Here is a 23,930-nt window from a genome sequence, read left to right as displayed (position 1 = left end):
CCTCCAATAACGAAAGCGAGCGTTCAGGATTCCGGCGGAGAAGTCGACGTTACTCGGCTTTAAAGACCACTGGAAATGACTGCGATTCGTCTTCGCACGCTTCATTAGCGCGATATTCAACCAGCCGGAAATTACCCTCTTGCCACTGCCAGGAGCGCTCGCCGCCGCAGCCACCGGCGCCTCGGTCCTTGTATTGATCGCTGAGAATGCCCGTCTCGGAATCAAACTCAAGATTAAAAAGCAACTCAGTGCCGGTCCAGCTACTGTTACGCCATAGGGCGAATAGCAGCTTGCGCGGTTCGGCGTCTTCCGCTTGATAAATGGCTTCATAGGAAGTCTGGTACGCGCCTGCGTTACACGGCACAAGCCATAAGTCGCCATCATCCATCGCATAGTGCTGCGGTACAATACCGAGCGATTCATCAATAGAAACACAGGTATCGCTCAGCTGTGCGGCTATTACCTCCGGTGCCATTGTTTGCTCATCGACCGCACGTTGTGTGTCAGCCTGAGCACTGGCGACACTGATTGATAGGCCCATGGTCGTGAAAGCTATCCATCCAAGTGAACGTAACATTATGGCCATCTCCTTTGTGCGGTTCGCGCGGCGTAGCTTCATCACTCGCCGCGGCTTGAAAATGCGCCTTCAAAAGCGCGCTTCCTTCATAACCCTATTACGAGCGGCCCGCCAGACCAAAGCCACCGTTTACACGGTCATTTCTTATTTCAAGGTTGGTTCACGTAGCGCTTATCGCGTTTTCAGGCTGAAGAAAGCACGCTGGTTTAAGCATCCGTATGTGTTCGAGCTTGCGCGACCATTTCAGTGGCAAGCTCGCCCACACTGCGCACGGCGTCCTCTATGGCAGGTGTTAACGTAAACGCGTAGTTCAAGCGTAGGCATTGACGAAACTTGCCGGAGGCGGAAAACAGCGAGCCTGGCGCCACATGGAGGTTCTTTTGCGCCAACCGCTCATTGAGGCGTACGCAGTCCACCGCTGCTGGCAGTTCCACCCATAACAAAAAACTTCCCTGTGGGTAGCTAATGCCTGAACCTTCAGGAAAATAGCGCTGCACCCAACTGATCATGATATCCCGCTGGCGCTGATACTGGCGGTTGACGTAACGAAGATGGCGCTCGTAGTGCCCTTTGGCAACGAACTCTGCCACCGCTAGCTGCGGTAATGTGGCCGACGCTCCGGTCGAGACGTACTTCATGTGCAGCGCTTGATCACGATAGCGTCCCGGCGCCAGCCAGCCGACCCGCAAGCCTGGCCCCACCGTTTTGGAAAAACCACTGCATAGGAGTACGCGCCCGTCGTCATCAAAGGATTTAATAGTGCACGGCCTGGGCTGGGTGAAGGCCAGATCGCCGTAGATATCATCTTCAATAATCGCCACATCAAAGCGCTGGGCAAGCTGAAAAAGCGCCCGCTTACGCGCCTCAGGCATCGTATAACCCAGCGGATTATTGAACGTAGGCGTCACCTGTATCGCACGGATGGGCCACTGTTCCAGCGCTAGTTCCAACGCCTCCAGGCTAATGCCGGTTTGTGGATCGGTGGGTATTTCCAAGGCCTTCAACCCGTTGGCCTTGAGAATCTGCATGGTGCCGTAGAAGCTCGGTGAATCCACCGCCACCACATCGCCGGGCTGGGTAAGCGTGCGCAGCGAAATGGCAAGCGCTTCCTGACATCCTGTGGTGATCAGAATGTCATCGGGGTGAAGCAGACAGTTCGAGGCCACGGCAAGCTTGGCCACCTGCTGGCGAAGCTCAGGACTGCCGCTCAGCTTATCGTAATTGAAGCCATTGAGATCACTACTGCGGTGCAGGCCAGCAAGGATTTTCGATAGCGGCTTTAGCGTCTCATAATCAAGATTCGGCACGCCGCGGCCCAACAGAAGTCGATTATCGTCACGCTGTGTAGCAACAAGCTCCAGCACCTGATCCCACTGGGAAATATCCAACGGCCGTTGGGCGGGGCGAGATACCGACGGCAGCACGCTCGGCACCCGGCTTGGCAGCACGAAATAGCCCGACTTAGGCCGCGACTCGATCAAAGCAGTATCTATTAGCTGGCGGTAAGCCTCTTGTGCTGTCGAGATGCTGACCTCCATCTCCTCGCAAACAGCACGAATGGAAGGAAGGCGGTCACCCACACGGTAAATGCCGTGTTCGATACGTTCGCGCAATACAGTCGCGACTTTTTCATAGCGCGTCATAGCTCACCTCCTTCCAAAGCAATACAGACACCTTTTAAAGGCGCCATACAGAGAGATAAGATACGCTATCTGTATTGATAAAATACAGAAGTCTATATCTGTATTGCCAATAGCCGATTGCGTAACCTGAAGTGGCAAACCACTGGAGGATTCGCCATGTCCCGCTTTAGCCTTATTCAGCTTCGCTATCAGCTACGTTCTCAAATGCGTGCCTATCGCGAGCGTCGCCGCAGCCGCCGCCAGTTGCTGACACTTGATGACCGACTGCTAAGAGATATCGGAATCACTCGTGCCCAGGCGCAAAAGGAGGGCCGTAAATCCTTTTGGAAACACACAAATTAAAGAGACCAGTATGAAAATCGCTGAATATTACTTACTTGATGTATTTACCCGCCAGCCTTTCGCGGGCAATCAGCTGGCGGTATTTTTAAACACCGACGGGCTGCCAGCGGCCACCATGCAGGCAATCGCCAATGAGCTTAATCTTGCCGAAACGGTGTTCTTAAGTGCGCCCATTGAGCCAAACCACTACCCGATGCGGATATTTACACCCACCCAGGAGCTGCCGTTTGCCGGACACCCGACCGTCGGCACCGCACAGCTTCTAGCCGAGCTTGGCTTGATTAACCGCACGCAAACGCTGGTGCTCCATCCACCTGTAGGAGAGCTTTCCATTCACTACTCGGGTGAGAAAGCCGTGTTTACGACCGCAAGGCCCGCCAGCATTACGCCAAGCACACTGGACCAGGAAACGGCGGCGGCATTACTCGGCTTGCAATCCCACCACGTTGTCGGCACAAACGACGCGCTGGACAATTCATCAGGGCATGGGCATGGAGATGGGCCGACCCAGCGTGATCGAGACATACATGGAAAGCGATCTGGTACAGGTGGGAGGTCACGCGGTGCTGGTGGGTAAAGGAGAACTCTATCTCCGGTAGGCCAACGATACGCACGGCGGTGCCGACCCACCAGAGAAAGCTCATCGAAGCGATGAGCGTTTACCGGCGCTTTTGAGGGATCAGACTGGATACGCCTCGAGGAACGAACCTGCCTTTTCCAGCGCTGCCCACCGGACGCCCGTTTTCAGCCACTAGCTCACCGCGGGAAAGCACGGTAACGGGGTAACCGGTCAACTCCATACCCTCGTAGGGCGTGTAGTCACAGTTATGATTGAGCATGGTCTGCGACAGCATCACGCGTTTGGCAGGATCCCAGATCGCGATATCGGCATCGGAGCCGATCGCGATGGTGCCTTTTTGTGGATACATGCCGTACACCTTGGCGTGGTTCGTCGCCGATAGCGCAACGAATTGGTTCAGGCTGATACGCCCTTCCGATACGCCTTTACTGAACAGAATCGGCAGACGCGTCTCGACGCCGGGAATGCCATTGGGCACATATTTGAAGCTGGTATCGGCGCCCGCTTTCTTCTTGCCCGTCTCGCTTTCGTAGATGAACGGGCAGTGGTCAGAGGTAAAGGTCGAGAAAACGTCTCTGGCCAGCGCATCCCAGCAGGCCTTCTGATTGGCTTCGTCACGCGGCGGCGGGCTGCATACGTACTTGCTGCCCTCCATGTCGGCGTTATCCAGATCGTCTGCGGTCAGCGTGAGATACTGCGGGCACGTTTCAGCGTAGATAGGCAAACCACGACGTTTCGCCCACTCGATCTGCTCGATGACGTCGCCGCCGGATACGTGCACGACAAACAAGGGCACATCCACCAGCTCCGCAAAGCTGATCGCACGGTGGGTCGCTTCGCGCTCGACCACGATAGGACGCGACTGGGCATGGCCGCGCGGCCCGGTCTGTCCCGCCTTCTCCAGGCGTTCGGTCATCTGCTGGATCGCGTCGAAATTCTCGGCGTGCACCATGGTCAGGGCATTTTCGCGACGCGTGGCCTCCATCACCTTGAATATCTCGCCGTCGTTCAACGCCATGTCCTGATAGGTCATGAAGATCTTGATCGACGTTACCCCGCCCTGAACCACCTCGGGCAAGTCCTTTTCCAGTGCCTGGGGCGTCGGGTCGGTAATGATGGCGTGCAGGGCGTAATCGATGTAGCACTTGCCTGCGGCACGCTGGTGGTGTTCCTCGACCGATGCGAGAAGCGACTTGCCCCGTTCCTGAAGCGAGAAAGGTATAACCGTCGTATTACCGCCGCAGGCTGCCGACCGGGTCCCAGACTCGAAGTCATCAGCCATGACGCTGCCGTCGCTTGTCGGCTGCGCCAGATGAACGTGGCTGTCAATTCCGCCGGGCATAACCAATAAGCCGGTCGCGTCGATCTCACGATCAGCCGCACCTAACTTGTCCGCCAATGCCACCACCTTGCCGTTTCGGATACCCACATCGCACAGCATGGTATCGCTTGCGGTAACCACGGTTCCATTACGGATGATCAAATCGAATCCGGTCATAAAGGTGCCTTTACTATTATAGTGATACGTTAACCGTTACTATCTCAGCTATTATTTCTTAGTTATTCTGAAGACTATGCCTGTTTAGCAGCTAGATACTTAAGCCAGCCGCCCTGGTCGGTAATCTCCACGACACCCTCGCTATTGATTTCCTCTTCACGCATTTTCATACTCAACGAGCCGCTACCATCTTCGAGTTCGATAACACCCAGTTCCAGCTCGGAGGGCTCATTAGGCAGCAGTGACTCACGAAGCTGCGCGTAAGGGAGCTCATAAAGCTCGCCGGGGATGGCTTGTCCGTCCTGCTCTACAGGCCATAGCCCTGGGAACTCATCGCGTACGGAGTAAAAACGATACTTAGCGGCGGTCTTAACGGCTCCCAGAAACTTAGCGTCCTGCAAGGCAAAATTGATACTTCCACCGGACATCGCCTGACCGTTGACAAACATCAGTACCGTTTTCGGTTGCTCGCTCATAAAATTTCCTCTCTATTTACTGTTTAATGTCGATGACGTTCATTGAAAATCAGATAACTGCCTGCCAAAGCAACAATACCCGCGCCGACAAAGGTGGCTTTCGTCGGGTAGTCGCCGAAAAACCAGTAGCCGATGAGCGTGGCCCAGATAAGCTGCGAATATAAAAAAGGAGATACCAGCGACGCCGAGGCCGATCGCATGGCCTCGATCAGCGCGAAGTGGCTAAGCGCGCCCAGCACACCGATCAGCACGAACAAGGCAATGTCCTCGCGGTGAACAGGCACCCAGAAAAAGGGAACCGCCAAGGTACTTACCACGCCGCCAGCGGCGGCGGTATACAAAAGCGAAGTAAGCGCGGAATCCTGGCCGGCGAAGTAGCGCGTCGCCAATTGATAGAGCGCAAAACAGACCGCCATGCCGACCGGCAACAAAAGATTGGCATCAAGGCCATCTACGTCGGGTTGCACCGCAATCAAGACGCCTGAAAATCCACACACGGCCGCTAGCAGGCGCTTGGCGCCGACCTTCTCTTTCAAAAGGGGTATGGCCAGCAGCGTAACGATCAGCGGCGAGCTGAAGTTGACGACGTAGACTTGGGTAAGCGGCAGAACCCGCACAGACAGGTATGCAAATAGCGTAGCGCCAAGCAGCAGCAGCCCCCGGCCAAACTGCCCCCAGGGCGCACGGCTTTCGAGCTCGGTCCGAGTGAGCCGCCCCATGAGGGCCAGCAGCAAGACCAGTACAACCAAGTGAACGCTATAACGCGACCACGCCAGCTGCACCGGCGAGTAGTGATCGCCCAGATACTTGGCCAGAGAGTCCATGCCCACGAAAAGCGCCGCAGCGGCGAGCATGCAGGCGATGCCGCGAAGCGGGCGATGCGCCGGCATCGTCACCCCGCTCACGTTACCGGCTGCCCTTCAAAGCGATCAAGCGAAAAAGGCGCTAGATCCCAATCGCTCTTGCCGCGGATAATCAAATCTGCCGTGATCCGGCCAACCAACGGCCCCAAGGTAAATCCGTTGGACGTCACCGCGTTGTAAAAGCCCGGGCGATGCGGCACTTCACCCAGTATCGGCGCGCCGTCTATGTTGATATTGATCGCCGCCCATGAGCGCAATACGCGCAGTTGATTCAATGCCGGCAGCACATGCTGCGCGACCCATAAGTTGCCCTCAATACTTTCCAGAAGCGGACGCTGGTAGCCAAAGGGAATACTCAGCCCCGCAGGCCAGCCGCCCCCGATGATCACGTTGCCGTTAGCCGCCTGCTTCAACGTCAGGTGGCGATCGGCATGGGCAAGCAGCACGTCTACTATGGGCTCGGCGGCTTCGGTGACGATCATCTGCAAAGGGGCCGCGTGAACGGGTACGTGTACCCCGGCCAGTTTGCCGATCTCCCCCGCCCAGGCGCCGGCAGCGTTCACCACCTTATTCGCCCGATATCGACAGCCGCTACCGGTGGTGACCAACCATTTGCCGTTAGCATGTTCCAGGCTTTTAACCGCATCGCTGGTAAAAAAGCGCGCGCCGGCCTGCTTGGCCGCCCGAACTAGGGCGGGGGTGGCAAGTAGCGGGTTGATTTTCCCCTCTTCGCTACACCACGCCCCGCCAATCACGGCATCGGAGATTGCGGGTAGCTTACGCTCGATATCGGCTCGGTCGACAATCTGTGTATCGATTCCCAGCGAGCGTTCCAATGTCGCTTTTCTCTCAAGAAAGCGCATCTGCGCGTCGCTTTCAGCGACCATGATGCCACCGCTACGCTTGAACTCGATATCGCTATCGAGCTCGCAAGCCAAGGTCTCCCAAAGCGAGGCGCTGGCTTTTTGAAGCGGCAGCGTGCTGGCGGCGGGGCCACCTCCCCTTTCGGCTTTCGCGCCAAAATCGAACGACAGCAGCTGAACATGCAAGCTGCCCGCATTGCCGCCTGATGCCTGACCGTTGGGCAGTCCGCGATCCAATACCGCCACCTCGACACCCTGCTTGGCCAGTGCCATGGCGGTAGAGCTTCCCGCAACGCCAGCGCCGATCACCAATACGTCGACCTCAAGAGCGGCTTGAGAATTGGTGGGCTCTTGATGAACAGACATTGACGGCGTCTCTACGCGCCGATGGCCCGCCCACTCACCCTTTTCAATGGCTAAAGCTCCAATGGCAATCGGTTTGATAGGGTTTTGCGGAGCTGGGAGATCAAACTGACTGCCTGGGGTTTTATCGGTGGAGATCAGCATGCTGACCGTCGAGGCACAATAGCGACCCTGGCAGCGCCCCATGCCCGCGCGGGTCTGACGTTTGATCGAGGCCACGTCGCTACATGCATCAAGTCCGCTCAGTATCTCTTTGGCGGTAATGCCTTCGCAGCGGCAGACGATCGTATCGTCGGTAACACCCGCTAGCGGCTTGAGCGGCGATGCGAAGGCGCCCCAAAGCGCTTTTTGAAAACGCCGATGCTTTCGCTGCCGGGCCTGCCAGCGCGAGGTAGGGACATCCGTTTGATAACCACAGTGTCTGGCGGCAGAGATGCCCGAAAGCGCACCTTGGGCAAGCGCCAGCTGGGCGCCGCCGAATCCGCCGGCCTCACCGGCAACGAAAACGCCCTCGACGTTGCAGCTGCCGTCCACCGCGCGCGCGGCTGAAAGCACCTTGAGGGCTGAAGCCGTGGCGGGCGCATAATGGTGCTCGACGCCCAGCAACCGGCTGATTTCAGCCTGCGGCTGGAAGCCATAGCCAAGCCCTATCGCCTTCACATCAAGTTGTCGAGTCGGCTGCCCAAGCTCCCCCTCGGAGGTAACAGGCGCCAGCACCACACTTTCGACGGCGCTTTCGCCCTTGATCGCCGCAATCGCGTAGCCATCGAGAATAGGTACGCGGGCACGCTTGAGAGTAAGCAAATAGCCAAGCCCGGCACCGATCAAGGAAGGCGCATGGCGGGTCGCTTGCCCGGTCTGGCTAAACGCTGCCAACGACGTCAGTTTCGCACTTTCCACTACCCCCGCTACATCGACGCCTGCCGCAACCAACTCGGCCGCGACCTGCAGGTTGAGCGGCCCGTTGCCCGCGACCAGAATCGGCCCAGGCGGTGACGTGCGGTAGGAGCGCAGCAGCGTTTGCAGCCCACCGGTGGTCATCACGCCGGGAAGCGTCCAGCCGGGTACGGGGTAGGGCCGCTCGGTGGCGCCGGTGGCAATAACGATGGCCCGGGGCTCGACGATCAGCGCCTGGCCGTTTCGCTCGACTCCGATTTGAATCTGATCGGCACGCTCACGAAACGCTCCCCAGACCAGCGTATTGCGCCACTGCTGAACGTCCGCTTTTTCGAGCTCATCGATCAGCGCGCGACCCGCCTGCATCTGCTTATCCGGCGCATTGCCGTCTTTTGTTGAATAGGCCGATGACAGCTGCTTGAAATACTGACCACCCAGACTTGTGCGCTCATCGATCAAGAGCACGCTCGCCCCCGCTTCGCGCGCTGAAAGCGCGGCCTGCAAACCGGCAGGCCCTCCACCGACGACCAGTACGTCTGTCGTCACGACGTCATGAGACGCTTTTCGGGCAGTGCTTTGGCATTGCGCATCGATAACGAACGGAGTTTTATAGGGATGATGCTTGACCGCCTGTCCCTGCTGAACAGGCGTCATGCAGGCGCGCACGCCAGAGCGGCCGTCAACGCTTACTAGGCACTCGAAACATGCGCCCATGCCGCAATAATGACCATGGGTTCCTTCCAGGCGGCCTTCGCGCTGAGACAGATGGCCCGCGCCGACAAGTGCCGCGCCCAAGCTTTGGCCTTCAATGGCACCGACCTTCTCGCCTTCGAAAGTAAAAGTTATCTCTTTAGCGTTTTTTGAGATCCTGTGTCCCAGCGCGTCCATTAAAGCCTCCTACTTCAGCGAAAGCTTGCGAACGATATCATCAGCCCATGCCTTGTCTTCGGGGGGCGAGGAAAGGCGGGGAGGACGTGGATTCCCCACGCTTTTGCCCATCGACTCAAGTAAGGCCTTGGTGCCGGATACGTAGCGATGACCGAACACGAAATCGATGACCGGCAGAATGTGGCGATACACCTCCCTGGCGCGATCCAGATCCTTTTCCACCACCGTGGCGGTGTATAGATCGGCAAACTCCTTAGGCATGACGTTGGAGCCAACCGCTACCCAGCCGATCGCACCTTCCACGTAGGACTCAAACCCCAAAACCCCGCCAAACACACCTATTTTGTCACCGCAAAGTCTTAGGATATCGCGCACGCGCGTAATCTCTAGCGTCGACTCCTTGATGTAAGCCACGTTTTCGATCTCGGCAAGCCGTGCCACCGTTTCGGGCATCATGTCCACGTTAGCCGCGTTGGGGTTGTTATAGATCATGATTGGCAGCGAGACGGCGTCGGATACCTGCTTGTAGTGGTGATAAAGCTCGTTTTCGGTGGGACAACTGTAGTAAGGCGGAATGATCATCAGCCCGTCTGCACCAAGCTGTTCGGCTTCCTGGCTGTAACGTATGACATCATTGGTATTTTCAGCGCCGGTACCTACCAGCACGGGAACACGTCCGGCGGCTTGATCGATCACGGTCTTGGCCACTAGACGGCGCTCGTCGTCGGTCATCGAAAGAAATTCACCGGTACTGCCAAGCGGGATCAATCCATGGATACCCTGCTCAATCTGCCAATCGATAAACGTGCGTAGTCTCTCTACGTCGACGTTCAGATCTTTATCGAAAGGTGTAATAAGAACACTATAAGTACCAGCAAACTGGGACATTTAACTCTCCGGCTCAACGTTAACGGGATCTAAAAAAATCGGGTAAGGCGGTCACGACATAAGGGACGTAAGTCGCCAGTACGAGCACGGCCAGCATGAAACTCAAGGGCAGGACGATTTTGGCTGCAACGCGCATGATGGGGCGCTGAGCAATACTGCTGGCGACAAACAGCGTGATACCGTAGGGCGGCGTGATCATGCCGATGGAAAGATTGATGATAATTACTACGCCCAGATGCAGCGGGTCGATGCCGTAGCTCTGCGCGACGGGCATCAATACCGGCACCAGGATCAAGATGGCGGCAATGCTTTCCATGAACATGCCGACAAACACCAGCCCCACATTGAGCAGCGCCAGAAATACCCAAGGGTTGTCGGATAAGGACTGCAAAAACCCCACCAGCAGCTGGGGTACGCCTTCTCTGGCGACCAGCCACGAAAAGATGTTGGCCACGGCAATGATCATCATTACGGAGGCCGAAATACTCGCCGCCCGCAGTATCAAGCGTGGCAGATCACGAAGCTTGAGTTCTCTATAGATAAAGAGTCCCACCAGCATTCCGGTCGCAACAGCTACCGAGGCGGCTTCGGTCGGGGTAAAAACGCCGCCGACAATGCCGCCGATAATAATGATGGGCATCAGGAAGGCCGGGATGGCCTTCCAAGCGGTCACGCCCAGCTCCTTCAAAGAGAAAGGCTGTACCTGGCTATACACACCGCCATAACGGCGAGCGTGAAAATACCCCGCAAGCAGCAGACCCAGCGCCATTAGAAACCCCGGCACAATACCTGCGATAAACATATCACCTACCGAGACGTTACCCACAGAGGCCAGCACGATCATCATAATGGAGGGAGGAATGATGGGGCCCAAAGAGCCCGCCGCAGCCATCAAACCAGCGGCAAAATCGATATCGTAACGACGCCTTCTCATCTCGGGCAGCATCAGAGAGGCGGTGGCCGCCGTATCGGCAGAGCCTGAGCCCGACACGGCGGCAAGACCGGTGCCCGACACCACCGATACCAGCAGCAGCGACCCTCGAATCCAGCCGACCAGCGCGGTTGCAAAATCAATCATGCGTCGCGCGATACCGCCGCGCTCCATCAAAAGCCCCGACAGGACGAAAAACGGAATGGCCATGATTGTAAAACTGTCTAGCCCCGCGAACAGACGCTGGGAAATGATGCTACTGGGAATCCCCTCACCCATCAGCACGAGACTCGCCGAGACGCCCATGGTAAACACGATGGGGGCGCCGGCAATTAAAAGAAGTACGAATAACACCATGACCATTATCATAATGCGGTTTCCTCTTTATTATTGTCAGCGCACTCTTTAGCGAAAACCTTCTTTAAATAAGCAATACTGAATTCGAGGAAGAAATAGCCCAGCCCTACCGGCAAGGAGAGATAAGGTATCCACATGGGAATACCTAGCGCCGACGAAGTTTGCATCTGGCCGATTTGAAGTAGCCGCTGGCTGCCGAGAATAGCCAGCCATAAAAACCAGCTGCCCAAAAGCAGAATAAAAAGTGCGGTAATTCGCTTGAGAACAGCGGGAAGGACTTCATAAAGAATATCAACGCCGATATGAAGTTTTTCACGCATGGCAATACCAGCGGCTAGAAAAATAACCCATATCTGGGCGAAGGTAGCCGTTTCAGCAGCCCCTGCCACAGAGAATCCAAAGATGTAGCGTCCTGCTACAAGTGTCAGTATCGCGACGACCATATAGCTGAACAAGACAACGACACATACGGCAATCAAGAATCTGATACCCTGCAACACTCGTTTGGCTACTTGCACTATAAGTGCCATAACTCCCCCCTGAAGAAGCAGGGCTATTCATAATAATTACTTATAGCCCTGACTATCTAACCTGCTAGCGTAGTTGCTCGATAGTGTCCAAAAGCTCTTGTTTTTGATCCGTATCGACGAACTTGCTATAGACCGCCTGAGCTCTTTCGCGGAAGGGTTCCAGATCGGGCTGGGTAAACTCGACGCCAGCACTTAAAAGCTCTTCGCGAATGCGCGCGTCCATCTCGGCGTATACCTGGCGCTCGTACTCCGCAGACTCTTTACCGGCTACCATTAACGCCTGCTGCACGTTTTCGGGCAGGCTTGAAAAGCGCTGCTCGGACATGATCAGATCCGCGACCAGCGTGGTCCAGCTCACTTCGGCAAGGTACGGCGCCACTTCATAAAACCGCTGCGCCTGATAGTTGGTGAAGGCGGCTTCAGCGCCGTCCACCACGCCGGATTCTAGCGCCGCATAAAGCTCGCTGTAGGCAAGTGGCGCGGCGTTGGCACCAAACTCGTTGAAAGCGGCGACGTGGGCCGGAATCTGCATGGTTCTGATGCTTTGCCGCTCAAGATCTTCGATGCTGTTGACCGGCTCCTTGGTCACGATATGGCGAATACCTGCCTCATAGAACCCCAGCAACTGAAAGCCATTCTCCTGCATGGAACCGGCCAGACGCTCGCCCACCTCACCGTCCATGACGCGATACATGTGCGGACGGTCATCGAACAGGAAAGGCAGGTCGAAAAGCGACAGTTCAGGAACGAAATTAGTCAAGACACCGTTGGTAGGAACGGTAATATCCAGAGTGCCTAAAAGCACTCCTTCGATCATTTCCCGCTCGTTGCCCAACTGATTGTTAGGAAATATTTGAACGGTAACTTCACCGTTTGTTTCGCGCTCCACTACTTCAGCAAACTTTTCCAAGCCCTTTTGATAAGGCTCGCTCAAATTGGCCGAATGACCTGCCCTCAATGTTAAATTCTCAGCCCAAGAAAATGTGGAACATACAGAGGCAATTGCAGCAATCCCAACAGCTATAGATTTTTTCATAATTGTTTCTCTTAGAAGTTGATAACCTATTTGTAGACCAGTGGTATACCAGCTGTCAACTTATAAAACAGAAGACGCCTGATCGCCTTTATGCTTCAAAAAGGTGAGAAATTATGTGGATTGCACAAACCCTGTGCATTCTTATAAATACTTTACTTTACTGCTACCATTAAACCTTTAGTATAAGTAAAAAAAGGGCTAAATCGTTTAAATTGAGACTCTGAAGCACCAAACTAGTGCCTTAAAAGTAAATTAAAACTAGATCGCTTCGAATATATTTCTTTTCGTTTCGCGTAAATGATCCAGCATAGCCTTGCGCGCCTTATCGGCATCGCCTTCTACAATGGCATCGATAATCGCCAAGTGGGCATCGTAACCAGGAAACGACTTGGCGGGCAGCGTCTGGTTTTCAAATATCTGCGTCGTTTTTCTCAGTTCGGAGATGATCTTGAGCAGCACTTCATTACCTGTCGCCTGCGCGATGCCCATGTGAAGCGTTTGATCAAACTCCCACTGCTGCTTGAGGCCAATTTGCTTCGATTGCCTGATGGTAGAGAGCTTTGCAGCCCATTCCGCAATCATCTTCGTTTGCGATTTCATTGCCGCCAAGGCTGCTGCCTCGGGTTCGAGCAGCTCCCTTACTTGAAGCGCCGCCACATACTCATTGATGGCAATCTTCTTTACCCCGATGGTGCGCGCATTTAATCTCACCAGCCAACCTTCCGCCTCAAGGCGTCGCAAGGCTTCGCGTACAGGCGTACGAGACATATTCAGCTCATCGGCCAGACGCCTTTCCTGTACGATATCGCCCCCAGAAAGCTCGCGAGCGAGTATCATGCGCATGATAGCTTCATAGGCAACGCTGGATAACCCACCTTGTTCTGATCTATCACGGACATCGTTATCATTCAATCCTAGAAACACACTCCATCCTCACTCTTTTAAAAAATACTTAACGTTCTTTATTCAACTATTGTAACGATCTTTGTTCAAACTACCACTAGAACTATATTTTAATTGACGACCAGCGCACATAAAACAAGCATCAAACATTAACCTAAAACCGCAAAAACCTTGAGCACATTTTCATCTTAATATTTTATTATTAGGTACAGCAATATAATTAAAATCCAGCAACCAACTTTAAGCATGCTATTTACATCTTATCTAACCAACTAGCTTAACATTCACCATAAAAACTTAAGTCAACAAAAAGCCTGATCCAAACTATAAACAATCAATATATTCTCATCATTTTAAAATTTAAACCGGCACAATATTGGGTTGACGTAAAAATCATATAAAGCATGATATTAATGTATATCTGCTATATCTGACTACTCTGCATTCAATCAGTAATTTTAATCTCTTATGCTTGGGCAACTTATAAGTTTTTATCTAGGTGCGCCTTTAAAATCAATACGCGTTGCCTGTCTTTCGTCGCCTGAATTTTTAAACTATACCCACGATAGCATTAATGATTCATGGTGATTGAAGAAAAAGTTGCAGGCGCTGGATTTAGGCAACCCAGCAATAAGCCACCCTGCCGTTTGAAAAGACCTCCGATGCCAATTTACCTAACTGCCTACTATGTACTTGTCGCGCTATCATATTGCCTAGGTTCAAAACTATTCACTCCCCAAAATGGCTTATCATTTTTGAACTGGTTACAGCGCAATTTAAGAATTTGCAATTATACTAATAGCACCGCTTGCTAGCCCGCTGACTTGCGGGCTAATTAACTAAAGGTAATATTGCTTTAAAAATAGTCGTGCTCTTTAAAGCACCACTTCATAACCTTCAAACTTGGGCGGCCCCAAGTAAATACCTTCTGGCGATTTGGCACCCGCATGCGCTTTACGGAAGGCTTCTGACTGGGTCCAGGCACGAAAGGTTTCTTCCGATTCCCATACGCTGTGAGAAATAAACACGGTGTGGTCTTCCTGGCTGGCCCCCTGAAGCATCTTGAACTGCTTGAAGCCCGGCACCTCATCCAGATGCGAATCGCGGTTGCGCCACACCTCCAGAAAGTCCTCTTCGCGGCCTGGGGCAATCCGGAAACGGTTCATGGCGATATACATGCGCTTACTCCTTTTGAGATGGTGGCGTTGCAGTGCTTGATGGTAACGTCGTCAATTGGGCACGGATAGCCCAAGGTAGCCTAAGGGGGCGTTATGGCAAAGACCGGCATCCAGGTGGTTTGGTTCAAACGCGATTTACGCATACACGATCATGCGCCGCTTTCAAACGCCGCCGCAGCAGGGCCTGTGCTGCCAGTATTCGCCATTGAACCGGGGCAGTGGCAGGCGCCGGACAGCGCGCTGCGTCACTGGCAGTTTGCCGCCGATTCGCTTTTGGATCTGACGCAAGCACTTAAAACCCGTGGGTTGCCGCTATGCCTGTGGCAGGGCGATATCTTGGATCTGCTGGTCGCCCTCAAAGCGCACTATGGCGATATCGTCCTGCACTCGCATGAAGAAACCGGCAACGCCTGGAGTTTTGCCCGTGATCTCAAAGTCAAGGAGTGGTGTCGAGAGCACCAAACCCCATGGCACGAAGCACGCCAGCACGGTGTAGTGCGCGGATTGAAATCCCGCGTGGCGGACCGCAGTGCCTGGGAAGCGCAGTGGGAGGCGCTGATGACCGCACCGACCTGTCCGGCTCCACAAAATGCACAAGTAGCCCAAGGCTGGGAAGCCTTTCATCATATTGAAGCCGACGAGCTTCACGGGCTGACGCTCGGGTTCGACGCCACGCCCTGCCCCGAGCGCCAGCCCGGGGGCCGTCAGGCGGGCCGGGCGTTGTGGCACAGCTTCATCACCCAGCGCGGGCGGCGCTACCGGGGTTCGATATCAAAGCCCTTGCTTGCCGAGGAATTCGGCTCGCGGCTTTCGCCGCACCTGGCCTGGGGCACGCTTTCCATGCGTGAAGTGGTGCAGTCGCTGCGCCGCCAGCGCAAGAAGCACGCAGACGACTCCGCTTGGGGTCGTTCGTTGCGCGCCCTTGCCTCGCGGCTTCACTGGCACTGCCACTTCATTCAAAAGCTTGAAAGCGAGCCCGGCATGGAGTCGCACACGTTGCACCCGTCGCTGCGCGGCCTGCGCGAACGCGGCTCTGAACATCCCAACTTGATCGCCTGGAAACAGGGCCGAACCGGCGTTCCGCTGGTGGATGCCTGCATGCGCTGTCTGATTCACACCGGCTGGATCAACTTTCGCATGCGCGCCATGCTGATCTCTCACGCCACCTTTGGCCTCGGGCTGCACTGGCATGAGCCCGCCCTACATCTGGCGCGCCTGTTCACCGATTTCGAGCCCGGTATTCACTATCCTCAAGTGCAGATGCAGGCGGGCGCGACCGGCACCAACGCGCTTCGGGTCTACAACCCCGTCAAGCAGGCCGAGGACAACGACCCGAGCGGCGAGTTTGTCGCCCGCTGGGTGCCGGAGCTCACCGTGCTGCCCATAGAGTGGCGCGCCACGCCTTGGGCGCTACCCCAAAGCCTGCAAACACGCTTCGGCTTTCAGCCCGGCGAGCACTATCCCCTGCCCTACGATTTTGAAGCCGAAGCCCGCCACTGGAAAAAGACGCTTTACGAGCTCAGGCGCACGCCCGAAGCCAAAGAAGCCAGCCAGGCCATTGTGGACAAACTCGCCAGCCAGCGCCGCCCGCCAAAACGCCACTCTAAACCGAAAAAACCCGCCAACCGTCAACAGCTTTCGCTGTTTGACGAGGGCGGGCCGGGCAGTGAAAGCAATCTCGATTAGAAGTGGTAGTTGATGAACGCACCTGTACGCCACTGCACATCGCTACCCAGATCATCAACGATCGGGCTATCGCTGGCATCACCGGTGAGCTTCGATACGCCAAGGACACCAGTGACCGACCATTGCGGCGTCAGGTAGTAGCTCAACGATGCATTGGCACCTACTGAGAAAGCGCCATCATCGGACTCATAGGCGGCAATGCCTGACCTTGCGCTCTCATTTGGTGAGACGCTAAACAGCGCGTCTGTCCACTTGTCACTGGTGTAAGCAAGTTCAGGCCCAAACGTAATGACGGTACGTTCGCTAAACCGGTTGACATAAGTAGCGCTGGCCGCAAGCCGGTAGCCGTCAATATCGCCGGTGAAGGGCGTTTCGGCCGATCCACTGTAGCGCCAGCTGCCACCTTGGTAGCTGATACGCAGGCCGGCCGTGGCGCCGCCGTCGACCTCCTCCAGATTGCTGATATCGCCGGTATCGTCGCGGCCGAAGGTGTAGCCGATAAAGGGCGCCACTTTAAAGCCATCCCGATTAATGACATTCCAACCAATGCCGTTTCGCATGCTGACGAACAGCGTGTCGTCGTAGGTGGCTTCAAAGGCCGGAAAAGGCGTCCACTCGTAATCGTCACTGCCCAGATAGTCTGGCGCGTAAATTGCCCCTGCCCCCAGGGTTCCTTCCCACTGAGCCCCTAACGCCGTCGCGCTGAGCGCAAAACTGCCAAAGGCGAGCGCTAACGTTAATGATCGGCGATGTGTGTATGTATACGTCATGTCATAAGTCCTGTGGCCGGATCGGCGAGCGAGCGTTTAACTACCAAATGGTCGTTAGTGTATAGTAACATTTTATTAGCGGTTTCTACTCGGTTAGCTCCCCATGACGCAGACATCCAAAACGGACAACTCTTCCCCGAGAAAACGCACGCGCCTGCCCTCTGAGGTTCGCCGCCAATACATTCTGGATGCCGCGCTCGACGAATTCAGTATGTCAGGATTCGAAGGGGCCACGGTTGAGCGTATTGCACGTAAGGCAGGCATCACCAAAGCGGGTCTTTATGCGCATTTCACCAGCAAGGAAGCGCTGTTCGAAGCACTGCTCGATACGATCATGCTGCCGGTCGTGACCGATGACGCCTGGGTACTGAGCAGCGAAGGCACGCTGGAATCCGCCGTCGATAGCTTTCTCGACATGCTCTATGGCGATAGCAAAACGACACGCAGGCTCACCATCATGCGGCTGTTGCTCGTCGAAAGCGGCAGAAACCCGCAGAGAGTCCAGCAGTGGTATCAGCAATCCTATCGGCCTTATATCCAAAAACGTCAACGCGCACTGGAAAGCTACCTGCGCCAGCATACGTCACACACCACGCTGACATCTGGACAAATTGCCTTGGCGTTTTCACCGGCAGTACTGGCCATGTTCTGGCAAATGATCATTGGAGGCGAAAGTGCTGCCTCTGAGATCGCCGCCATCAAGGCCAGCCACCGCGAAGTAATGCTACGACTCCTTTCAACGGACTGAACACATGCCGATGCCCTTCAATGGATTTAGCAGACTCGTTTATCTTTCAAGCTTGGGGGTGTTATTAACCGCCTGTGCGGCCACCCCTTCTCCTAAGCCCCCTCCGCTACCGGTGGAACTCCCTGGTGCTTTTTTGGCATCACCCGGGCAGCAGGTGTTTGCTGGCGATACGTGGTGGCAGGATTTCCAGGACGAAGAGCTGAATATCTTCGTTAGAAATGCCTTGGACTATAACCCGGGGCTTGCCCAGGCCATCGCCCAGGCGCGTATCGCCGAGGCGCAGTCACGCAGTGATCGTGCGGATCTCTTTCCTCAGATCAGCGCCGGGCTGAACAGCTCTCGACAGCAGCGCCAGGGTGCCCCGGTACCGGGGTCTGAAGGCGGCGGAAAAAGCATCTCCAATAGCCATAGCGCGTCGCTGGATGTCAGTTGGGAAATCGATTTATGGGGGCGGCTCTCGTCTCTATCCAACGCAGGGCAGGCGGATTTTCTCGCTGCCAGCGAGCAGCTAAGAGGCATGCATCAATCCCTGGTCGCCGACGTAGTGTCACTCTATCTCGGCATCGTGCAGGCAAGAGCCCAGGTGGATTTATCCGAAAGCACCGTAAAGGCACTCGGCGAGTTTGCGCGTCAGGTCGAGAATCGCGCCAATGCCGGGATCGTCTCGCCCACCGATGTCACCTTGGCTTATGCCAACTTGGGCTCTGCCAAGGCGGGGCTTGAGCAACGCCGGGAAAACCTGGCCCGCGTGACGCGCCAGTTGGAAACGCTGATGGGCGAGTACCCTGCAGGACAACTGATCACAACCAGCGAACTTCCTGCCGTGCCGCCGCTTCCCACGGCCGGGGTTCCCGCCGAGCTTTTGGCTCGTCGCCCCGATGTGCGCAGCGCCGAGTGGGCGCTTCAAGCAGCGGACTACCGGCTAAATGCCGCAGAGCGCTCCTTTCTGCCTTCCATTTCACTGACCGGCAACACCGGCTCGACGGGTAGCGAACTGGCGGACCTTTTCAGCAGCGGCTCTTTTATCTGGACGATTGCAGGCAATATCGTACAGCCCATTTTTCAGGGCGGGCGGCTACGTGCCCAGGCTGACGCTGCTGAAGGACAGCGCGATGAGGCGTTTTACGGCTACGTGGATGTCGCGCTAACGGCACTATCAGAAGTCGAGACGGCGCTTTCAGTGGACGCTCTATTGGACCGGCGCGTTGTGGAAAGCAATGAAGCGGCCGACTACGCCGAGGAAGCGGTTCGCGTCTCGTTCAACCGCTACATGCAGGGCATTGAGCCCTTCCTGAATGTGCTGGAAAGTTACCAGCGCGCACTGGATAGCCGCAGCGCCACTATCACGGCCCAATACGATCGGTTGGAAAATCGCATCGACCTGCATCTTGCCCTGGGAGGCGGTTTTGACGCCGTCTCTGCGTTTGATCCGTCCTCAACAGGAACGTCTGCATTATGAACATCAAACACATCGCCGCCTTTAGCCTTGCGCTTTTACTGCTGCTGAGCGCCTGTAGTGGTGGAGACAGTAGTGGAGAAAAAGGTGGGCAAGATAGCGCTGAGGCGCAGGTTCCGGAAGAGCCCGCGGTCAGCGTCAGCGTCATACCTGCTGAGGTGATCGCCCTGCAGGGATGGCAATACAGCCAGGGCACCGCTCGCTCGCTGCGCCGGGAGTACCTGACCTTTACCGAGCAGGGCAAGGTCACCTTTGTGGACCAGGACTTGCGGGTAGGCATGCCGGTGGAAGAGGGCCAACTGATTGCTCATCAGGCCCCCGGGCGTTTAGAGGCGGAGCTGGCCTCCGCCCGCGCGTCGTTGAACGAGGCCGAAGCCAGCCTGTCGCTAGCGCGGGTCACCCAGAATCGCTACGAGACGCTGATCAACCAGCGCTCGGCGTCTGCCCAGGAGCTGGACGAGGCGCGTGTGGAGGTCGAGCAAGCGCTAGCCACGCGCGACAACGCCCGCGCACAGATCGCCCAGGCCGAGGTCATGCTCGAGGAGTCACGGCTGGTATCGCCCATCAACGGTGTACTGGCGCGCCTTAACATCGAGCAGGGCCGCTATTTTATGCCCAGCACCGTGGATACCGCCTCCGAGCAGGGGGCGCTTCAGACGGTACCGGCGCTGGTAATCGACCCTTCGCGCTTCGAAGTGCGAGTCGACCTACCAGCGTATAATTTCGACCGCGTCGAAGTGGGTGCGCGTGCCATTATCGGTGGGCGCCCGCCACAGCACGCCGATAGCCTGGACCCCGAGGAGCTCGGCGACAGCGAAGTAGGTGAAGTACACGCGATCAGCCCGTCGGTCGATCCGCAGTCGCGCACTTTCGAGATCATCATTCGCACCACCAGCGACAACCCGCGCTTGCAGGACGGCGCTTTCGTGGCCGTCTGGATGGCCGAGCCCGAGAAGACCGATGCGCTGAGCGTGCCGTTCAATGCCCTGCGCTTTCTCAACGATCAGGCCTTCGTATTCGTCTACGATGAGGCGAGCGGCCGGGTAGAAGAGCGCAGCGTACAGCTCGGCCAGCAGGCCGGCGATCGGCGCGAAGTGCTTGAGGGGCTTTCCCCCGGTGAGCAGGTGGTAACCGAAGGGCGCACCCGACTGAGCGATGGCGAGCGCGTGACGCTTATCGAGGGCCAGCCATGAGTTCGGAGTCCACACAGGCGTCACTGCCGACGCCGCGCGAAAGCGATGAAGTGCGTAACGCCCACCGGCTGATGCGCTTTTTCTTTCTCAAGCCGATCTTCGGTATTCTGCTGACGGTCACGATGGTGTTGGGCGGGCTGTTCGCCTACTCGGCGCTGGTCAAGGAAGCGCTGCCCGCGCTGGACATTCCCCAGGCAAGCATCACCACGGTGTGGTCAGGCGCCGATCCGCGCTCAGTGGAAGAGCAGATCACCGATTTGATCGAGGACGAAATCACCACGCTCAGCGGCGTGAACACGGTCAACAGCGCCTCTTTCGATTCGCTGTCGGTGATTTCCGTCGAGTTCGATGCATCAACCGATACCGTGGATGCCATGACACGGCTGCGCGCCGCCGTGGCCGATGCGGAATCGGGCTTTCCTTCGGACGTCGAAAGCCCCAGCATCAACCAGAGTTCGGTGGACGACCGTCCAATACTGACTCTGGCGCTGCACGGGAGCGCCGGCTCCGCCACGCTCAACCAGACCGCACGCCAAATTCGCGATGCCCTGGAGCGTGTGCAGGGCATCAACGAGGTCAATATCGGCGGTGAGCGCGAAGATATCGTCCAGATCCTGATCAACCCCGAGCGGCTGCTGGCGCTGGGGCTCTCGCCCACCGCCATCCGCGACGCCGTGCAGCAGGCCAACATCGAACAGCCCTTTGGCGAAGTGCGCAGCCAGAACATGGGCGCCGTGGTACGTTTGGAAGGACGCTTTTCGGATATCGATGACCTGCGCACGCTGCCCGTATCAAGGCTTGAGAACAACCAGAGCTCCCGCGCACTGACTCTGGGCGAGGTAGCCACCGTTCAGCGCATGCAGGAAACCGAACAGTCGCGGGCGTTTTTCAGCGAGCGCGGCAGCGATTTTGAGGCATCGCTTGAGATGTCGATTACCAAAACGCCGGGCGCCGATACGGTGCAGGTGGTGGAGCGCATTCGCGCAACGCTCGCCGATCTGGAGGCGGCCAACACCTGGCCCTCCCAGGTGCACTACTCCGTTTTGCAAGACGATGCCGTGCAGATATGGGATTCACTGACGGAAGTCTTTGTCAGCGCCCTGCAGACCATGCTGGTGGTCTTTGTCATCCTGTTTATCACCATTTCCTGGCGTGAGGCGATCGTCTCGGGGCTGGCCGTGCCGATTACCTTTGCTGGCGTGCTGCTGGCCATCTGGGCATTTGGCTATTCGCTCAACGAACTGGTAATCATCGGGATGGTGATCGCGCTGGTGATGATCATCGATGTCTTCATTATCCTGATGGAGGGGTTGCACGACGAAATCTACCGCCATGGGCGCACTTTCGGCCAGGCCGTGCTGATCAGCGTCAAACGCTACGCGGTGCCCATTTTTGCAGCCCAGGTAACCACGATTCTGGCCATGGCGCCGCTGATGTCGATTGGCGGTACCATGGGCGCTTTTATCCGCGTACTGCCCACCACGATCATCATCTGCCTGGTGCTCTCGTTCGCCGTGGCGATGCTTTGCGCGGTACCGCTGTCACGGGTGCTGTTGGGCAAACAGCGCCGCGCGGAAGGTGAGGAAAAGCCGGGACTGGCGGATCGTGTAACCCAGCGCGCCGTCGACGGAGTGGAACGCTTTAACGGCCGTTATATCGTAGCCAGCCGCGGCCGTGCCTGGCTTTGGATACTGGGCGCCGTTGTCCTGTTCGTGATCTCGCTATTCGCGTTTACTCAAACGCGTCTCGAACTCTTCCCGGCTGCGGACGGTGAGCGGCTGGGCATCAATATCGAGCTACCGCCCACCGCGCCGCTGGAGACTTCTCAGGTCGTGGCCGATCAGATCGGCGAGATACTACGCGACAAGCCCTACTTCGAAAGCATCATCAAGCTGGTGGGGCTTAAGAGCCCGTTTGCCGGCGGAGGCGGTGCCTCTTCGCTGCAGCCAAGCGATGCCGAGAACTTCATCGGCTTCTCGGCGATGTTCAAGGCGCGCGAGGCGCGCGACGCAGACTCCTACGTGCTGGCGGAAGAGCTGCGCGTAGAGCTTTCCGACTTCCTGACCCGTAACGTCGCGGGCGCCGAGCTGCTCGTGGTGCCGGAAAGCGGCGGTCCCTCACCGGGGGATCCCATTGAGATCCAGCTGCTTGGCGGCAGCATGGATACCTTGAAGGAGCTTTCGATGCAGGTGCAGCAGGTACTCACTTCAACCCCGAACGTGGTGGACGTACGCGACAACCTGGGCGCGCCGCAGCCCCAGCTGGCGCTGCGCCCGGATCGTGACGCACTGAGCTTTTTCGGTATCACCCATGAAGAGCTCGCCGCCCAGGTACGCATCGCCTACAGCTCCGATATCATCGGCACCTTCGCCACCTCCGGCGAAACCGACGATATCGACATCCGCTTAGGCATGGAGTGGCCCAGCCAACCGGGCGAAGCGGGCGGACCGAGCAATGTCGAGGAGTTCTCGCGAGTGCGCGCTTACCTACCGGACGGCGGTTCCATCGCCATGTTCCAGCTGTTAAGCCCTGTACAGTCGGAAGGCGCGATTGCGATTTCCCATGTCGATGGCGAGCGCGCGCTGACCGTTCTGGCCAAGAACCAGGGCCGCACCGTAACCGAGATCATGAACGACGTTGCGCCGCGCCTTGAGGAGTTGCAGCGCGACTGGCCCGCAGGGTATCGCATCGCGGTGGGCGGCGAATCTGCCGAGACCGCCGACACCGTCGGCTCGATCGGCATCGCCATGCTGGTGGCTATCGTGCTGGTGGTCGGCGTGCTGGTGATCGTGTTCAGCAGCTTCCGCCAGGCGCTGATCATCTTTGCCACCATGCCGCTGGCGATCATTGGCACCGCGCTGGGTTTCTGGGCGTTCGGCATCTCGTTTTCGTTTTTCGCCATGATCGGGCTGGTATCGCTGATCGGCATCGCGATCAACAATGGCATCATCATGGTGGATACCATGAACGGCTTTCTCAGGGAGGGCATGAGCGTGGCCGAGGCGGCTTCTGCAGGTGCCGCCCGCCGGTTGCGCCCGCTCTTGACTACCGCCGTGACTACTATCGTCGGACTCGTGCCGCTGGCGATAAGCAGCGCCGCGTATCGACCGCTGACACTAGTGATCATCTTCGGGCTGATCTCGGCCACACTGCTGGCGCTGCTGGTAGTGCCCGCACTCTACTACCTGCTCACCCCGGCCAATGCCAACGAGCCCGAAGTGCTGGATTAAGCCACTCACTTCTTGATCGGCAGATAGGCCGTCA

At 56.7% G+C, this 23,930-nt stretch carries 20 protein-coding genes; 7 read left to right on the top strand and 13 right to left on the bottom strand.

What is annotated here, in order from left to right:
- Nucleotides 1-49: 49 nt before the first annotated feature.
- Both D467_RS0108420 and D467_RS0108415 read right to left on the bottom strand, forming a co-directional pair.
- On the bottom strand, nucleotides 50-577 hold the full coding sequence (locus D467_RS0108420; protein WP_018917067.1) for a DUF1176 domain-containing protein: 528 nt from the start codon (nucleotides 575-577) through the stop codon (nucleotides 50-52).
- Between the two features lie 206 nt (nucleotides 578-783).
- Complete coding sequence (locus D467_RS0108415; protein WP_018917066.1) at nucleotides 784-2,220, bottom strand: aminotransferase-like domain-containing protein; 1,437 nt, start codon at nucleotides 2,218-2,220, stop codon at nucleotides 784-786.
- 156 nt (nucleotides 2,221-2,376) lie between these two features.
- Here D467_RS0108415 and D467_RS0108410 point away from each other — a divergent pair, with 156 nt between their 5' ends.
- The gene (locus D467_RS0108410) at nucleotides 2,377-2,562 is read left to right on the top strand and encodes a YjiS-like domain-containing protein (RefSeq protein WP_018917065.1); all 186 of its coding nucleotides are present in this window, start codon (nucleotides 2,377-2,379) and stop codon (nucleotides 2,560-2,562) included.
- A gap of 10 nt (nucleotides 2,563-2,572) precedes the next feature.
- Nucleotides 2,573-3,139, top strand: coding sequence for a PhzF family phenazine biosynthesis protein (locus D467_RS19550; RefSeq protein ID WP_051081714.1), 567 nt, complete (start codon nucleotides 2,573-2,575; stop codon nucleotides 3,137-3,139).
- An 82-nt stretch (nucleotides 3,140-3,221) separates the two neighbouring features.
- Here D467_RS19550 and hydA read toward each other — a convergent pair whose 3' ends face one another.
- From hydA to hmuQ, 10 genes are all read right to left on the bottom strand, one after another.
- Complete coding sequence (gene hydA, locus D467_RS0108400; protein ID WP_018917064.1) at nucleotides 3,222-4,640, bottom strand: dihydropyrimidinase; 1,419 nt, start codon at nucleotides 4,638-4,640, stop codon at nucleotides 3,222-3,224.
- A gap of 74 nt (nucleotides 4,641-4,714) precedes the next feature.
- Nucleotides 4,715-5,116, bottom strand: coding sequence for an allophanate hydrolase-related protein (locus D467_RS0108395; RefSeq protein WP_018917063.1), 402 nt, complete (start codon nucleotides 5,114-5,116; stop codon nucleotides 4,715-4,717).
- A gap of 23 nt (nucleotides 5,117-5,139) precedes the next feature.
- Nucleotides 5,140-6,021: a DMT family transporter gene (locus D467_RS0108390; RefSeq protein ID WP_018917062.1), complete on the bottom strand. Its 882-nt coding sequence runs from the start codon at nucleotides 6,019-6,021 to the stop codon at nucleotides 5,140-5,142.
- Nucleotides 6,018-8,990: an FAD-dependent oxidoreductase gene (locus tag D467_RS0108385; RefSeq protein WP_018917061.1), complete on the bottom strand. Its 2,973-nt coding sequence runs from the start codon at nucleotides 8,988-8,990 to the stop codon at nucleotides 6,018-6,020. Before D467_RS0108385 ends, D467_RS0108390 begins: the two co-directional genes overlap by 4 nt.
- 9 nt (nucleotides 8,991-8,999) lie before the next feature.
- Nucleotides 9,000-9,878 (bottom strand): 4-hydroxy-tetrahydrodipicolinate synthase, encoded by an 879-nt coding sequence (gene dapA / locus D467_RS0108380; RefSeq protein WP_018917060.1) that lies wholly within the window; start codon nucleotides 9,876-9,878, stop codon nucleotides 9,000-9,002.
- A gap of 19 nt (nucleotides 9,879-9,897) precedes the next feature.
- The gene (locus D467_RS0108375; RefSeq protein WP_018917059.1) at nucleotides 9,898-11,178 is read right to left on the bottom strand and encodes a TRAP transporter large permease; all 1,281 of its coding nucleotides are present in this window, start codon (nucleotides 11,176-11,178) and stop codon (nucleotides 9,898-9,900) included.
- On the bottom strand, nucleotides 11,175-11,684 hold the full coding sequence (locus D467_RS0108370) for a TRAP transporter small permease (protein WP_244147816.1): 510 nt from the start codon (nucleotides 11,682-11,684) through the stop codon (nucleotides 11,175-11,177). The genes D467_RS0108375 and D467_RS0108370 overlap by 4 nt, the downstream gene beginning before the upstream one ends.
- A 76-nt stretch (nucleotides 11,685-11,760) precedes the next feature.
- Nucleotides 11,761-12,732, bottom strand: coding sequence for a TRAP transporter substrate-binding protein DctP (locus tag D467_RS0108365; protein ID WP_018917057.1), 972 nt, complete (start codon nucleotides 12,730-12,732; stop codon nucleotides 11,761-11,763).
- A gap of 258 nt (nucleotides 12,733-12,990) precedes the next feature.
- Entirely contained in the window at nucleotides 12,991-13,656 is a 666-nt protein-coding gene (locus D467_RS0108360; RefSeq protein WP_244147814.1) for a GntR family transcriptional regulator, read from the bottom strand.
- 854 nt (nucleotides 13,657-14,510) lie between these two features.
- A complete protein-coding gene (gene hmuQ / locus D467_RS0108355) occupies nucleotides 14,511-14,813 on the bottom strand; it encodes a heme-degrading protein HmuQ (RefSeq protein ID WP_018917055.1) in 303 nt (100 codons plus the stop codon).
- A gap of 93 nt (nucleotides 14,814-14,906) precedes the next feature.
- On the opposite strand from hmuQ, the gene D467_RS0108350 reads away from it, so the two are divergent.
- Nucleotides 14,907-16,499, top strand: coding sequence for a cryptochrome/deoxyribodipyrimidine photo-lyase family protein (locus D467_RS0108350; protein ID WP_018917054.1), 1,593 nt, complete (start codon nucleotides 14,907-14,909; stop codon nucleotides 16,497-16,499).
- On the opposite strand, the gene D467_RS0108345 is transcribed toward D467_RS0108350, so the two are convergent.
- A complete protein-coding gene (locus D467_RS0108345; RefSeq protein ID WP_018917053.1) occupies nucleotides 16,496-17,269 on the bottom strand; it encodes a MipA/OmpV family protein in 774 nt (257 codons plus the stop codon). The genes D467_RS0108350 and D467_RS0108345 overlap by 4 nt on opposite strands.
- Nucleotides 17,270-17,372: 103 nt before the next feature.
- Here D467_RS0108345 and D467_RS19545 point away from each other — a divergent pair, with 103 nt between their 5' ends.
- From D467_RS19545 to D467_RS19125, 4 genes are read left to right on the top strand one after another with little or no spacing between them, the layout of a single operon-like run.
- A complete protein-coding gene (locus tag D467_RS19545; RefSeq protein WP_081621231.1) occupies nucleotides 17,373-18,017 on the top strand; it encodes a TetR/AcrR family transcriptional regulator in 645 nt (214 codons plus the stop codon).
- A gap of 4 nt (nucleotides 18,018-18,021) precedes the next feature.
- Nucleotides 18,022-19,476, top strand: a complete 1,455-nt coding sequence (locus D467_RS0108335; RefSeq protein WP_018917051.1) for an efflux transporter outer membrane subunit — start codon at nucleotides 18,022-18,024, stop codon at nucleotides 19,474-19,476.
- Nucleotides 19,473-20,666, top strand: coding sequence for an efflux RND transporter periplasmic adaptor subunit (locus D467_RS0108330; RefSeq protein ID WP_018917050.1), 1,194 nt, complete (start codon nucleotides 19,473-19,475; stop codon nucleotides 20,664-20,666). Before D467_RS0108335 ends, D467_RS0108330 begins: the two co-directional genes overlap by 4 nt.
- On the top strand, nucleotides 20,663-23,896 hold the full coding sequence (locus D467_RS19125) for an efflux RND transporter permease subunit (RefSeq protein ID WP_018917049.1): 3,234 nt from the start codon (nucleotides 20,663-20,665) through the stop codon (nucleotides 23,894-23,896). Before D467_RS0108330 ends, D467_RS19125 begins: the two co-directional genes overlap by 4 nt.
- Nucleotides 23,897-23,930 lie beyond the last annotated feature (34 nt).

Origin of the sequence: Vreelandella zhanjiangensis DSM 21076 (genome assembly GCF_000377665.1) — a bacterium.
GTDB lineage: Bacteria > Pseudomonadota > Gammaproteobacteria > Pseudomonadales > Halomonadaceae > Vreelandella > Vreelandella zhanjiangensis.
Note: the sequence above shows the minus strand (reverse complement) of the source record. Positions and strands in the feature narration are given on the sequence as shown.